At 72.8% G+C, this 12,773-nt stretch carries 10 protein-coding genes; 4 read left to right on the top strand and 6 right to left on the bottom strand.

Annotation, left to right across the window (positions count from 1 at the left end):
- Nucleotides 1-54 precede the first annotated feature (54 nt).
- Nucleotides 55-2,268 (bottom strand): MMPL family transporter, encoded by a 2,214-nt coding sequence (locus ACFWAR_RS21670; RefSeq protein ID WP_385779481.1) that lies wholly within the window; start codon nt 2,266-2,268, stop codon nt 55-57.
- A 137-nt stretch (nt 2,269-2,405) separates the two neighbouring features.
- Nucleotides 2,406-2,996 (bottom strand): TetR/AcrR family transcriptional regulator, encoded by a 591-nt coding sequence (locus tag ACFWAR_RS21665; RefSeq protein WP_354380507.1) that lies wholly within the window; start codon nt 2,994-2,996, stop codon nt 2,406-2,408.
- Nucleotides 2,997-3,183: 187 nt separating this feature from the next.
- On the opposite strand from ACFWAR_RS21665, the gene ACFWAR_RS21660 reads away from it, so the two are divergent.
- Both ACFWAR_RS21660 and ACFWAR_RS21655 read left to right on the top strand, forming a co-directional pair.
- Nucleotides 3,184-6,471: a S41 family peptidase gene (locus ACFWAR_RS21660; RefSeq protein ID WP_385779479.1), complete on the top strand. Its 3,288-nt coding sequence runs from the start codon at nt 3,184-3,186 to the stop codon at nt 6,469-6,471.
- Nucleotides 6,472-6,511: 40 nt separating this feature from the next.
- Entirely contained in the window at nt 6,512-6,688 is a 177-nt protein-coding gene (locus ACFWAR_RS21655; RefSeq protein WP_385779477.1) for a hypothetical protein, read from the top strand.
- A gap of 88 nt (nt 6,689-6,776) precedes the next feature.
- On the opposite strand, the gene ACFWAR_RS21650 is transcribed toward ACFWAR_RS21655, so the two are convergent.
- The 3 genes from ACFWAR_RS21650 to ACFWAR_RS21640 are packed head-to-tail and all read right to left on the bottom strand — an operon-like array spanning nt 6,777 to nt 10,245.
- Entirely contained in the window at nt 6,777-7,661 is an 885-nt protein-coding gene (locus tag ACFWAR_RS21650; protein ID WP_385779475.1) for an SDR family oxidoreductase, read from the bottom strand.
- Nucleotides 7,658-8,659 (bottom strand): alpha/beta fold hydrolase, encoded by a 1,002-nt coding sequence (locus ACFWAR_RS21645; RefSeq protein WP_385779473.1) that lies wholly within the window; start codon nt 8,657-8,659, stop codon nt 7,658-7,660. The genes ACFWAR_RS21650 and ACFWAR_RS21645 overlap by 4 nt, the downstream gene beginning before the upstream one ends.
- On the bottom strand, nt 8,656-10,245 hold the full coding sequence (locus tag ACFWAR_RS21640) for a flavin-containing monooxygenase (RefSeq protein WP_385779491.1): 1,590 nt from the start codon (nt 10,243-10,245) through the stop codon (nt 8,656-8,658). The genes ACFWAR_RS21645 and ACFWAR_RS21640 overlap by 4 nt, the downstream gene beginning before the upstream one ends.
- 156 nt (nt 10,246-10,401) lie before the next feature.
- Here ACFWAR_RS21640 and ACFWAR_RS21635 point away from each other — a divergent pair, with 156 nt between their 5' ends.
- On the top strand, nt 10,402-11,148 hold the full coding sequence (locus ACFWAR_RS21635) for a MerR family transcriptional regulator (RefSeq protein ID WP_385779471.1): 747 nt from the start codon (nt 10,402-10,404) through the stop codon (nt 11,146-11,148).
- Here the strand turns inward: ACFWAR_RS21635 and ACFWAR_RS21630 are convergent.
- Complete coding sequence (locus tag ACFWAR_RS21630; RefSeq protein WP_385779469.1) at nt 11,124-11,933, bottom strand: exodeoxyribonuclease III; 810 nt, start codon at nt 11,931-11,933, stop codon at nt 11,124-11,126. The two genes, ACFWAR_RS21635 and ACFWAR_RS21630, sit on opposite strands and share 25 nt — an antisense overlap.
- Nucleotides 11,934-12,016: 83 nt before the next feature.
- Here ACFWAR_RS21630 and ACFWAR_RS21625 point away from each other — a divergent pair, with 83 nt between their 5' ends.
- The gene (locus ACFWAR_RS21625) at nt 12,017-12,538 is read left to right on the top strand and encodes a GNAT family N-acetyltransferase (protein WP_385779467.1); all 522 of its coding nucleotides are present in this window, start codon (nt 12,017-12,019) and stop codon (nt 12,536-12,538) included.
- Nucleotides 12,539-12,773 lie beyond the last annotated feature (235 nt).

Here is a 12,773-nt window from a genome sequence, read left to right as displayed (position 1 = left end):
GGGGGTGCGGGGCCGGGCCCTTCGCGCGGCGCCGGATGCGGACCGGCGCCGGACTCAGACCTTGACCAGCTCGCGGTCCGCGTCCGGGCCCTCGGCGGCGGAACCGGCGAGGTGCTTGCGCAGGCTCTCGCCCTCCACGTCCACGTTGGGCAGGATCCGGTCCAGCCAGGCCGGCAGCCACCAGGCCTTGTGGCCGAGCAGGGCCAGTACGGCCGGGACGATGGCCATGCGGACCACGAAGGCGTCGAAGAACACCGCGATCGCGAGGCCGAAGCCGATCATCTTGATCATCTGCTCGCTGGCCCCGATGAAGCCGGAGAACACCGCGATCATGATGACGGCGGCGGCCACGACGACCCGCGCGCTGTACTGGAAGCCGGTCACGACGGCCTGGCCGGGACGCTCGCCGTGGACGTACGCCTCGCGCATCCGGGTGACCAGGAAGACCTCGTAGTCCATGGCCAGACCGAAGACCACGCCCACCATGAAGATCGGCATCATCGACATGATCGGACCGGTCTGCTCCACCCCGAAGAGCGAGCCGAGCCAGCCCCACTGGAAGACCGCGACGACCGCGCCGAGGGCCGCGACGACCGACAGCAGGAAGCCGAGGGCCGCCTTGAGCGGGACCAGGATCGAACGGAAGACGAGCATCAGCAGCAGGAAGGCGAGGCCGACGACGAGCGCCAGGTACGGCAGCAGCGCGTCGTTCATCTTCTGCGAGAAGTCGATGTTCATCGCGGTCGCGCCGGTGACGTAGACGTTCTCGCCGCTGCCCGCGCGGATCTCGTGGACCAGGTCCTCGGTCTTCTTGGAGGACGGACGGTCCTGCGGGATGACCGTGATCACCGCGGCGTCGCCGGCCTCGTTGAGGGCGGGCTTGGTGACCGCGACGACCCCGTCGAGCTTCTTGATCCGCTCGACCGTGCTGTCCGCGAGGGACTGGCCGCCGTTGACGACGACCATCAGCGGGCCGTTGAAGCCCGGGCCGAAGCCGTCGGAGAGCAGGTCGTAGGCCTTGCGCTGGGTGGTGGAGACCGGCTGGGCGCCGTCGTCGGGCAGGCCCATCTCCAGGCTGCTCGCCGGGATCGCGATCGCGCCGAGGCCGATCACGCCGACCAGCAGCACCATGATCGGGCGGCGCAGCACGAAGCGGGCCCAGCGGGTGCCGCCGTTGGGCCGGTCCTCGGAGCCGCCGTCGGCGGCCGTGGGAGCGGGCTTCCCCTTGCCGAAGAGCTTGCTCTTCGTACCGGCGGGCAGCACCTTGCGACCCGCGAAGCCGAGGATGGCCGGGACCAGCGTGAGCGCCACGAGGACGGCGATCACCACGGTCGCGGCGGCCGCGAAGCCCATCTTGGTGAGCATCGGGATGTTGACGACGGCCAGCCCCACGAGGGCGATGACCACGGTCAGACCGGCGAAGACGACCGCGGAGCCCGCGGTTCCGGCGGCCCGGCCGGCGGCCTCGTCGCGCTCGTGGCCCTCGGCCAGCTCCACGCGGTAGCGGGAGACGATGAAGAGCGCGTAGTCGATGCCGACCGCGAGGCCGATCATCATCGCGAGCGTGGAGGTGGTGGAGCCGAGGTCCAGCACGTTGGCGAGCGCGGTGATCGAGGAGACGCCGATGCCCACGCCGATCAGCGCGGTCAGCAGCGGCAGTCCGGCCGCGATCAGCGAGCCGAAGGTGATGACCAGGACGATCGCCGCGATCAGGACGCCGACGATCTCGCCGGAACCGGTCTCGGGCGCCGTCATCAGCGCGTCGCCGCCGATCTCGACGGTGAGCCCGTGGGCCTGGGCGTCCTTGCCGGACTCCTTGAGCGCGTCACGGGTCTTGTCGGTCAGCTCCATGCCGCTGACCTTGTACTTCGTGCTGATGTAGGCGGTGGAACCGTCCTGGCTGACGGCCTGCGCCTGGAACGGGTCGGTGACCGAGGCGATCTGGTCGGCGCCCGGCCCGGACTTCAACCCCGAGACGATCTTCTCGACCTCGGCCTTGTGCGCGGGGTCGCCGACCTTCTGGCCCGCCGGGGCCTTGATCACCACGCGGGCGGTGGCGCCGTCGGCGGACATGCCGGGGAAGCGCTGGTCGAGCAGGTCGAAGGCCTTCTGGGCCTCCGTTCCGGGTATCGAGAAGGATCCGGAGGTCGGCGCGGCCGCGGTGGCCGCGCCGAAGATGGCGACGAAGAGCAACGCCACCCAGGCGAGGGCGACGAAGCGGCGGCGCCGGAAGGCGCCCCGGCCGAGCCGGTAGAGGAAGGTGGCCACGTCGGCGGTTCTCCCGTTCGGGTCGTGGGATGGATCCGTGATGGATCAGGGCGTGATGAGCCGGCCCGACGACGAGAGCGGCGTGTCAGGAGCAGCGGAAAGGGGTCGAAAGGGCCGAGAGGGTCGAGAGGATTGGCTCAGACGCCGAGGGCGGGGAACACCACGGCATCGATGAAGTCGGCGAGGAAGACCCGGTCCACCGAGCGGTCCTCGATCAGCGGGAGCGCGATGAACGCCCCGATGAGCATGTGGGGTACGAAGTCGAGCGCCGGACAGTCGGGAGCGATCTCGCCCCGGTCCACCGACCGCTGCAGCATCGACTGGAGACCGCTGATCTCCGGGTCGACGAGCAGTTCGCGCAGTGCCTTGTGGAGTTCGGGGCTCTCGTGGACCGCGTGCGCCAGCCCGCGCATCAGCGCGGTGTCCTTCGCCATCTGCGCGTCGTCGGAGTTCTCGATCATGACGGCGAAGTCGCCGCGCAGGCTGCCCGTGTCGATGTCCCGCAGCGAGACCGGCTGGGTACACCGCAGGGCCTTGGCGACCAGCTCCGGCTTGCTCCCCCACTGGCGGTAGAGGGTGGCCTTGCTGGACTTGGTGCGCGCCGCGACGGCGTCCATCGTGAGCGCTTCGTAACCGACCTCGCGCAGCAGGTCCAGGACCGCTCCGTGCAGCTCGGCCTCCCGCTCGGGCGTGATCCGGCTGCGCCGTGACAAGACCTCTTCGGTCATTTCCACGTCCTTCCACCGGTCGCTTCCCGAACGGACACACCTCGTACTCCACGAACGATACCCGCGCCGCTAGCGAAACGAAACCGTTCCGTTTCGCTTAGCCAGTGGTGTGCGTCACGCCGGGATCACCTGTACGAGTTGCCGGGCCCGAGTTGCCGGGCCCCCTCGGCGCGGAAAGCATTGGGGGGTGAGTCACGACGTCGCGTACCTCCGGTTCCCGCACCTGCACGACGACATGCTGTGTTTCGCCGCTGAGGACGATCTTTGGGTGGCGCCCTTGGTTCCTCCTGGAGAACCGGTCGGCCGGGCCTGGCGGATCACCGTCGACCGGACCCGGGTCGGCCACCCCCGCTTCTCCCCGGACGGCCGCCACATCGCCTTCACCACCTGGCGCAGCCTCGACCCCGAGATCCACCTCGCCCCCGTCGACGGCGGCCCCGCGCGCCGTCTGAGCCACTGGGGTTCCACCGACACCCGGGTCTGCGGCTGGACCCCGCCCGACAAGGACGGCCGCAGCGACATCCTGGCCGTCTCCTCCCACGGCCAGCCCTTCTCGTACTTCGCCTGGGCCTACAGCCTGCCGACCGACGGCAGCCCCGGCGGCCGCCTGCCCTGGGGCCCGGTCTCCGACATCGCCGTCCAGGAGGCGGACGGCGGCGAGCGCCGGACCCTGCTGCTGACCGGCAAGCCCCCGCACGAACCCGCCGCATGGAAGCGCTACCGCGGCGGCGCCACGGGACGGCTGTGGCTGCACGGCGAGCGGCTGCTGGAGGGCATCGAGGGCCACCTCGACTCCCCGATGTTCGTGGACGGCCGGATCGCCTTCCTCTCCGACCACGAGGGCATCGGCAACCTGTACTCGTGCCTGCCCGACGGCACCGGACTGCGCCGGCACACCGACCACGAGCGGTTCTACGCGCGCCACGCCTCCAGCGACGGGACCCGCGTCGTCTACCAGTGCGCGGGCGACCTCTGGCTCGTCGACTCCCTCGCGCCCGGCTCCGTACCGCGCAGGCTGGAGGTGCGCCTCGGCGGCCCGCGCGCGGGGCGGCGCACCTACCAGGTCCCGGCCGCCAGCCATGTCGACTCGCTCTCCGTGGACGCCACCGGGCGGGCCAGCGCGGTCGTGGTGCGCGGCAGCCTGTACTGGCTCACCCACCGCGACGGGCCCGCGCGCACCATCGCCGACACCCCGGGCGTGCGGGTGCGGATGCCGGAGATGCTGGGCAGCGGCGGGCAGGTCGCCTACGTCACGGACGCGGAGGGCGAGGACGCGGTCGAGATCGCCTACCTGCCCCGGGCCAGCGGCGAGCGGGAGCCGCGCCGGCTCGCCTCGGGCGCGCTCGGGCGGGTGCTGGAGCTGGTGTCGGACCCGGACGGGGAGCGGCTCGCAATCGCCTCCAACGACGGTCGGGTCCTGCTCATCGACGCGTCCGAGGAGTCCAACGGGGAGGTCACCGAGCTGATCCGGTCGATCAACGGGCCGGTGACCGACCTCGCCTTCTCCCCCGACGGGTGCTGGCTGACCTGGTCCCACCCGGGCATCGGGCGCTCGCTGCGGCAGATCAAGATGGCCCGGATCTCCGGTCCCGGCGGGCGGACCATCGTCGACGTCACCAACGGCCGCTTCGAGGACGAGAATCCGGTCTTCACCCGGGACGGGCGCTACCTGGCGTTCCTGTCGTGGCGCGGCTTCGACCCGGTCTACGACGTGCACACCGGGGACCTGTCCTTCCCGCTGGGCTGCCGCCCGTACCTGGTGCCGCTGTCCTCGGCGACGCCCTCGCCCTTCGCGCTGTCGCCGGACGGGCGCCCGGCGGCGGGCGGGCTCGATCCGGTCGAGGGGGACGCCGATGCGGGTGACGGGGCGGTGACGGTGGAGGTGGAAGGCTTGGAGAGCCGGGTCACGCCCTTCCCGGTGACCGCCTCCAAGTACTCCGCCCTGTACCCGGTGAGCGGTGGCGGGCTGGTGTGGTTGCGCTGGCCCATCTCCGGCGCGCTCGGCGAGACCTTCGCCAATCCCGCCGACACCAGTGGGAAACCGACGCTGGAGCACTTCGACATCACCAAGGCGCGCAAGACCGAACTGGCCTCCGGGCTGGACTGGTTCGCCGTCAGCGGTGACGGGACCCGCCTCGTCGTCAATGACGACGGGGACCTGCGCGCCGTCCCCGCGACGGAATCGGGGGACAGCGACTCGACGGTCTACCTCGACCTGCGCCGGATCCTGCACGAGGTGGACCCGGCCGCCGAGTGGCGCCAGGCCTTCGAGGAGGCCGGGCGGATCATCCGCGCCTACTTCTGGGAACCGAAGATGTGCGGGATCGACTGGGACGGCATCCTGCGCCAGTACCGCTCCCTGGTCGAAAGCGTCGCGTCCCCGGACGAGTTCGCCGACCTCCTGCGCGAGGTCCTCGGCGAGCTGGGCACCTCGCACGCCTACGTCGCCCCCGCCCGCCGCAACGAGGGCCCGCCGCACTACCAGCGCGCCATCGGGCTGCTGGGCGCCGACCTGGTGCCCCGGGACGGCGCCTGGGTGCTCGCCCGGATCCTGCCCGGCGACTCCTCCGACTCCAAGGCCCGCTCGCCCCTGGCGGGCACCGGGATCCGCGAGGGCGCGGTGCTCACCCACGTGGACGGCCGGCCGGTGGACCCGCTGACCGGCCCCTATCCGCTGCTGTCCGCCGCGGGCGGGACCACGGTCGAGCTGACCTTCCAACCCGCCGCGGGCGAGGGGCGCTCCCGCCGGGTCGCGATCGTCCCGCTCATCGACGAACGACCGCTGCGCTACCAGGACTGGGTGGCCAAGCGCCGCGCGGTGGTCCGCGAGCTGAGCGGCGGCAAGTGCGGCTACCTGCACATCCCCGACATGGGCGGCTCCGGGTGGGCGCAGTTCAACCGGGACCTGCGCCTGGAGGTGTCCCGCCCCGCCCTCCTCGTGGACGTCCGCGGCAATGCGGGCGGGCACATCAGCGAGCTGGTGGTGGAGAAGCTGACCCGCTCGATCCTGGGCTGGGACCTGACCCGCAACGCCCAGCCCGTCTCGTACGCCTCGAACGCGCCGCGCGGTCCCATCGTCGCGCTCGCCGACGAGGCGACCTCGTCGGACGGCGACATGATCACCGCGGCCTTCAAACTCCTGGGCCTGGGACCGGTGGTCGGCCAGCGCACCTGGGGCGGGGTGGTCGGCATGACCGGCCGTCACACCCTGGGGGACGGCACGGTGATCACGGTCCCGATGAACGCGGCCTGGTTCCCGGAGTACGGCTGGTCGGTGGAGAACCACGGCGTGGAACCGGACCTGGCGATCCTGCGCACCCCGCTCGACTGGGCGGAGGGGCGCTACGCACAGCTCGACGACGCGGTGCACCTGGCGCTGGAGCTGCTGGAACAGGACCCGGCGGCCGTGCCGCCCGGCTACGCGGACGTACCGGACCGACGCCGTCCGCAGCTGCCGCCCCGGTCGGACGATTGATCGAAATGCGCGGTATATCCGGTCATGGAAGTCTGTTCGCATGGGAATCAGAGAGCAGTTCCAGGACAAGGCGAAGGAGCTGGCCGAGCGGGCCGGGGCAGCCGCGCAGGAGCAGCAGGACGAGGGCTCCCAGCGGGCGGCACAGATATCCGAGCGGGCGAAGGAACGGGCCCGCACGGCCTTCGACCAACCCTACGAAGAGGCCTCCGAGCGCTAGTAAACAGCACGGCCACCGCATCACGGCATCCACCGACCGAGGGGCGCGACCCGGCCGTCCACGGGTCGCGCCCCTCCCGCACGCGCCGTCAGGCGTGCTTGGTGCGTTCCTGCTCGTCCGCCGCCCCGCCCGCGCCCACCAGCCCGCGCGACACACCGGCCAACCGCGGCTCGAACCGCTTCATCTCGCGCTGCCCGACCGAGGCGATCAGCCCCGGCAGGTAGCCGCGCACGCCCTGCATCCCCCGCAGCCACCACTGCGCGTACACGTGCGCCGAGCGCCGCTCGATGCCGGCGACGATCCGGTCCACGGCGGGCCCGAGCGGGTACGTGCGGTTCGACGGCCACGGCAGTCGCTGGCGCAGCTCCCGCATGACCTCGTCCTGGTCGGCCCCGCGCACCATGTCGGTGTCGGTCCAGGACAGGTAGCCGACGCCCACCTTGACGCCCTTGTAGCCGACCTCGGCGCGCAGGCAGTGCGCGAAGGCCTCCACCCCGGACTTGGAGGCGCAGTACGCCGTCATCATCGGGGCGGGGGTGATCGCGGCGAGCGAGGCGATCTGGAGGAAGTACCCCCGGCTCTCCATCAGCACCGGCAGGAACGCGCGGGCCGTGACGGCCCCGCCGATCAGGTTGACCTCGATCACCCGGCGCCAGGCGTCCGGGTCGGAGTCGGCGAACGGACCGCCCGCCGCGACCCCGGCGTTGGCGACGACGATGTCCACCTTGCCGAAGCGCTGCTTGACCTCCTGGGCCACCCGGGCCATCGCCTCGTGGTCGGTGACGTCGGCGTACCAGTGGTCGCTGTCGGTGTGCAGCCGGTCGGCGACCTCCTTGAGCGCCTCCGGCTCCAGGCCCACCAGCGCGACCCGGGCCCCGCGCGCGGACAGCTTGCGGGCCAGCAGCTCGCCGACGCCGCGGGCGGCGCCGGTGACGACGGCGACCTGGCCTTCCAGACTCCTGGACTCGCTCACGGCGTCTTCTCCTTCGTGTCCTTCGTGCCGGGGGTCGGGGTGACGGTCGCGGTCGGGGTGACGGTCGCGGTCGCGGTGACGGTCGCGGTCGGCCCGAGGTAGCGCGCGGCCAGCTCCCGGATGACGCCCGTGACGGCCTCGGGGGCCTCGATCGGGGTCATGTGGCCCATGCCGGTCAGCTCGGTGAGCCCGACGCAGTGCGGCAGCGCGGCGGCCAGCCCGCGGGCGTGCACCACCGGCGTGAGCCGGTCGGCCGTGCCGCCGATGACCGCGGTCGGCACGGTGAGGTGCGCGAGCCGGTCGTCCAGGTCCAGCCCGTGGAGCACCTGCGACCACCCGTGCCGCACCCCAGTGGGACAGCCGTGCACGATCCGGGCGCACGCCTCCACCCGGTCCGGGGCCGAACCGGGGCCCATCGTGGCGTACTTGAGCACCTTCCGGGCCACCGGCGTGACCGGTCCCAGGGGGGCGCGCGAGCCGAGGACCGCGCCGGTCATCCGGGTCCGGGTGCGCCCGGGGCGCAGCGGCACCACCAACGCCTCCTCGACCAGCCGGGAGCTGCCCGTGCTGCACAGCAGCGCGGCGGCGACCCGCTCGTCGAACTCCGGCCGCCCGGCGGCGGCCATGACCGTCATCCCGCCCATCGAGTGCCCGGCGACCACCGCGCGCTCCCCGGGGGCCAAGGTGGCCGCGAGGACGGCGACCAGGTCGTCGGCGAGCGCCGCCGTGCCGTAGGCCCGGGCGGCCGGGCTGCGGCCGTGGCCGCGCTGGTCGTAGGCGATCACCCGGTGGGTGGCGGCCAGGGCGCGGACCTGCGCGGCCCAGAAGGCCGTGGAGCAGGTCCAGCCGTGGGCCAGGACCACGGCGGGGGCGCCCTCCTCGCCGTGCACCTCGACGTGCAGCCGGGAGCCGTCGGCGGAGACGGCCTCCAGGACGCGCCGCGCCGCCGGGGGCGCGTACGGCCCGGTGCTGACGTGGGGCGTGCGCCGGGCGCTCACGCGGCGCCCTCTTCGGCTCCGACGGTCCCGGCCGCCGGTGCGGGGACGCCCGCGACCGCGGCCGCACCTTCGGCGGGCCGGGCGCGCAGCACCTCGTACTCGGCCAGGTCCACCCGCCGCGTCTCGCGCCGGAACTCCCCCGTCGTCCCCGGCCACACGGTGGTGTTGCGCCCGTTCGCGTCGAGGTACCAGCTGGTGCAGCCGCCGGTGTTCCACACGGTCCGCTTCATCCGGTCCTGCACGCGCCGGTTCCAGGCGTGCACCGCGGAGGGGCGCGCGGCGAGTGCGGTGCGCCCGCCGCCCGTGCCACCGGAGCCGCCCGGCGTGAGGAGGCCGAGCTGACGGACGTAGTCGGCGAGGTAGTTCAGCTGCGACTCGATCATCAGGATCATCGAGCTGTTGCCGAGCCCGGTGTTCGGCCCGATGATCGTCATCCAGTTCGGGAAGCCCGCCGCGGTCGCCCCGCGCAGCGACTGCATCCCGTCCTTCCACTCCTCCGCCAGCGTCCTGCCCTCGACGCCGACCACGCGGTCCGCGATCGGCATGTCCGTGACGTGGAAGCCCGTACCGAAGACGATCGCGTCGACCTCGGTCTCCGTACCGTCGGCCGCGACCAGTACCGAGCCGCGGATCTCCTTGAGCCCCGAGGCCACGAGGTCCACGTTCGGCCGGGCCAGCGCCGGGTAGTACTCGCTCGACAGCAGGATCCGCTTGCAGCCGATGCGGTACGACGGCGTCAGCTTGGCCCGCAGCGCCGGGTCCTTGATGGAGCGGGCCATATTGGCCTTGGCCAGGGATTCGATCAGGCCGAGCCGGTTCGGGTGCTTGGTGAAGGCACCGACCTGGAGCTCGCGGATGCCCCACAGCAGGCCGCGGCGCGCGGCGCGGGTGAAGGGCAGCTGGCGGTGCAGCCAGCGCTCCCCGGCGCTGATGGCGCGGTCGGTGCGCGGCATCACCCACGGCGGGGTGCGCTGGAAGAGGGTGAGGCGCTCCACGTCGGGCGCGATGGCGGGCACGATCTGGATGGCCGAGGCGCCGGTCCCGATCATCGCGACGCGCTTGCCCCGCAGGTCGTAGTCGTGGTCCCAGCGCGCGGAGTGGAAGACCTTGCCGGGGAAACCGGCGAGCCCCGGCACCTCCGGCATCTTCGGGTCGGAGAGCGGGCCGGTCGCGGAGACCACCACGTCGGCGGTGAAGCCGCCCTTGGAGGTCTCGATCTCCCACCGCAGCGCCTCGGCGTCCCAGCGCATCATCTCGACCTCGGTGCTCAGCCGCAGGTGCGGGCGCAGGCCGAAGGTGTCCGCGACGTGCTCCAGGTAGGCCCGGATGTGCGGCTGGCCGGAGAAGGTCCGCGGCCAGTCGGGGTTGGGGGCGAAGGAGAAGGAGTAGAGGTGCGAGGGCACGTCGCAGGCGCACCCCGGGTACTCGTTGTCGCGCCAGGTCCCGCCCACCGAGTCCGCGCGCTCCAGGACCACGAAGTCCGTGACCCCCTCGCGCCGGAGCCGGACGGCCGCCCCGAGCCCGCCGAAACCGGACCCGACCACCGCCACCCGTACGTGCTCACGCTCATCCGCGTGTCCGCCCATGCCCGCCGCCTCCGCTTCCGCTTCCGCTTCACTCACAGCCTGCACCCCGCAATCGCGCCAGCAATCACTGGCACGGTTGGAGCGTAGAGCAGCTCCGTACTCATGGGTAGGGGGCGCGAAGGGAAAGTTACCCGCGGTACGCCTTAGGGTGCGCCTGTGGCGGACAAAGAGGCGCAAGAGGCAGACCAGGCAGCCGACCCGGCGGCCGACCCGGCGCGCGAGTACCGCACGGAGGAACTGGCCGAGGCGGCCGGCATCACCGTGCGCACCCTGCGCTTCTACCGCGAGCGCAAACTCCTCCCGCCGCCGCGCCGCGAGGGCCGCATCGCCTGGTACGACGACCACCACCTGGCCCGGCTGCGCACCATCGCCGCCCTGCTGGAGCGCGGCCACACCCTCGGCGGCATCGCGGAGCTGACGGCGGCCTTCGAGAACGGCCGCGACGTCAGCCAGCTCGGCGAACTGCTCGGCATCGGCTGGTCCCAGGAGACCCCGGTCCGCCTCACCCCGCAGGCGCTCGCCGACTACTTCGAGGGCGAGGTCACCCCGGAGAACCTGGCGGCCTCCCTGGACCTCGGCTACCTCGCCACCGACGGGGACGAGATCGTCCACGTCAGCCGCAACCTGCTCGACGTGTCCTCGGCCCTGGTCCGCGAGGGCATCCCGCTGGCCGCCGTCCTGGAGACGGGCCGCCGGGTGCGCGCCCACGCGGACGACCTGGCCGCGCTGTTCACCGAGCTGATGGAGGCCCACCTGCCCGAGGGGGCCGCGGAGCGCCTGCGCCCGCTAGCCAAGAGCGTGGTCGAGGCGGAGCTGACCATGGCCATGGACCGGCTGATGGCGGACCGGGAGCGCCGGGGGGCGCGGGCCCCCGCGGCTCAGCCCAGCGCGCCCAGCTCGTAGACGACGGTCACGGGGGCGTGGTCCGACCACCGCTCGGGGTGGGTCTCGGCGCGCTCGACGAACGCCTTGACGGCCCGCTCCGCCAGCCCCGGCGTGGCCACGTGCAGGTCGATCCGCCAGCCCGCGTCGTTGTCGAAGGCCCGCCCGCGGTAGGACCACCAGGAGTACGGACCCTCGCCCTCGGGCTGCAGCGCGCGCACCACGTCCACGTATCCGGCCTGGTCGTAGACCTGGCCGAGCCACTCGCGCTCCTCGGGGAGGAAGCCCGCGTTCTTCCGGTTGGTCTTCCAGTTCTTCAGGTCGGCCTCGCGGTGGCAGATGTTCCAGTCCCCGCAGACCAGCACCTCGCGCCCGTCGGCGGCGGCGCGCTCCTTGAGCGCGACGAGGTAGGTGTGGAACTCGGCCATGAAGCGGTACTTCTCGTCCTGCTTCTCGGTCCCGGCCTCGCCCGACGGCAGGTAGAGGCTGGCCACGGTCACACCGGGGAGGTCGATCTCCAGGTACCGCCCGGCGGCGTCGAACTCATCGCTGCCGAAGCCGACCTGTACGCGCTCGGGCGCGCGCCGCGTGTACAGCGCGACCCCGGCCCGCCCCTTCGCGGCGGCCGGCGCGAAGACGGTGTGCCAGCCCTCGGGCTCGCGCACCTCCTGCGGAATCTGGCCCTCCTCGGCCCTGACCTCCTGGAGGCAGACCACGTCGGCGCCGGATCCGGCGAGCCACGCCCCGAACCCCTTCTTGGCGGCGGCGCGAATGCCGTTCACGTTCACGGACGTCACAGTGATCAAGGCTCAGCTCCACAACATCGCGCCCCCACGACAACAAAACGCCCCCAGCGTACCCCCGCGGGCAACGGCCGTACGATGTCCGAATGCCTCACGGGATCCAGCTCCGCGCCGTGCCGTACGACCACCCGGACGCGCTCAAGCTCAACGACCAGGTCCAGCTCGAATACCAGGCCCGCTACGAGGGCGAGGGCGACGTCACGCCCCTCGACCCGGCCATGTTCGCCCCGCCGAACGGCCTCTACCTCCTCGCCTACGACGCCCAGGGCGCCCCCGTCGCGAGCGGTGGCTGGCGCGCCATGGACGAGAACGATGAGGGCTACGCGGACGGCGACGCCGAGCTGAAGCGGATGTACGTCATACCCGAAGCCCGCGGCCTCGGCCTGGCCCGCCGCATCCTGGCCCGCCTAGAAGCCGACGCCCGCGCCGCGGGCCGCGTCCGCATGGTCCTGGAAACGGGCGACCAGCAGCCGGAAGCCATCGCCCTGTACTCCTCGGAGGGCTACACCCCGGCCCCCACCAAGTTCGGCCACTACCGCACCTACGACTCCAGCCGCTGCATGATCAAACCCCTGACTCGCGGCGATTCCAGCCCCGCCGGCGTTTGAGGCGCGGGGGCCAGCGGCCCCGCCGCACGCACTCCGACCCCGCCGCACCAAATCCAGCCCCGCCCGGGGGCACCTCCCAGCGGTAGCTGGGGGAGTTTGAGGCGCGGGGTCCGGGGCGGAGCCCCGGGGGCCCGCGGGGCCCCCCCCCCCCCCCCCCGCCCCCCCCCCCCCCCCCCCCCCCCCCCCCCCCCCCCCCCCCGCCCCCCCCCCCCCCCCGCCGCGCCCCCCCCCCCCC

Source organism: Streptomyces sp. NPDC059917 (assembly GCF_042730635.1).
Classification (GTDB): domain Bacteria; phylum Actinomycetota; class Actinomycetes; order Streptomycetales; family Streptomycetaceae; genus Streptomyces.
Note: the sequence above shows the minus strand (reverse complement) of the source record. Positions and strands in the feature narration are given on the sequence as shown.